This is a genomic window from Roseateles sp. P5_E11 (assembly GCF_054049355.1).
The window spans coordinates 1-1081 of record NZ_JBFUMO010001040.1 but is presented as its reverse complement, the minus strand read 5'-3'; the positions used below and the strand labels follow the sequence as shown (position 1 = coordinate 1081).

The window sequence follows — 1081 nt, the reverse complement described above, 5'->3', positions numbered from 1 at the left end:
GCCGGGCGGCGAGCCAGACGAGGGCGATGAACGGCCAGGTCCAGGCCACCCAGCGCGTCAGCCCATAGAGGTTGATGAAGCGGCCCTGCTCCCAGGCCTGCATGTTCAAGGCCAAGTAGGGGTCGCTGGGCGCCAAGCTGATGAGGCCGATCAAGGCGCACAGCACGAACAGGCCCAGGGCCGCCGCGACACGCGAGGGCAGCAAGCAGGCCACCAAGGCCAGCACGACGCCCAGGCCCACGCCGGGGCGTGTGGCATCGCTGAGCCAGGCCCATGCATGGTCGGGCCCGAAGGCCATCGCGGTTGACGTCGCCGTACCCAGCAGGCCCAGCAGCACCGCCCCCCCGGCCAGCGCCAGCCGGCGCAGGCCGGAGCGAGCGACGGTGATCATCAACAGCACCGGCGCCAGCAGCCCGAGGGCGATGGCCAGCGCCTCCAGGCCAGGCGGCAGCTCATGCTCGACGGTGACCGCGTCGCCCCAGTTCAGCGCCCAGGGCGTGCCGGTCAGGGCATCCAGCAACATTCCCCGCCACCAGGGCAGCCATTGACCAAGGCCGAAAGGCAGCGGCGTCGGGTACAGCAGTGCCAGCGGCCACAGCGCCAGCAGAGCGAGGGCCGGTGCGCTGCTGGCGCCAAACCAGTGGTCGCGCACGTCCTCCCAGCGCTCCAGGCCCCCGAGGGCGCTGAGCACCAGGCCCAGGGCGGCACCGAGCAGGCTGCCGGCCGAGTTCAGGACCCAGTCAGACAGGGAGGGCACGCGGCCCGGCACGAAGAACTGCAGGGTCTCCATCGCAAACGAAAGCGCCGGCCCGGGCAGCAGGCCGAGCAGCAGCCCGCCGCGCACCCCCCAGCCCGAGCGCATCGCCGCAGCAAAACCGAGCAGGCCCAGGGGGATGTAGCCAATCAGGTTGGCCTCGACGTCGAAGGCCCAGAAGCGGGCCGGCCAGGGCAGGCTGAACAACCAGGGCAGGCCCATGCCGGGCGGCCAGCGCCAGGGCCAGAAGGGGTAGAGGCTGGCATAGGTGACCAGCCCCATATGGGCCAACAACAGCCAGGTGGCGGAGCTTTGACGGCGACGCAC

General features: G+C 71.4%; 1 protein-coding gene. It reads right to left on the bottom strand.

The annotated features are described in order from the left end of the window. A partial coding sequence (locus tag ACXJKR_RS33230) for a VanZ family protein (protein WP_457326485.1) occupies nucleotides 1-1081 on the bottom strand: 1081 nt, incomplete at both ends.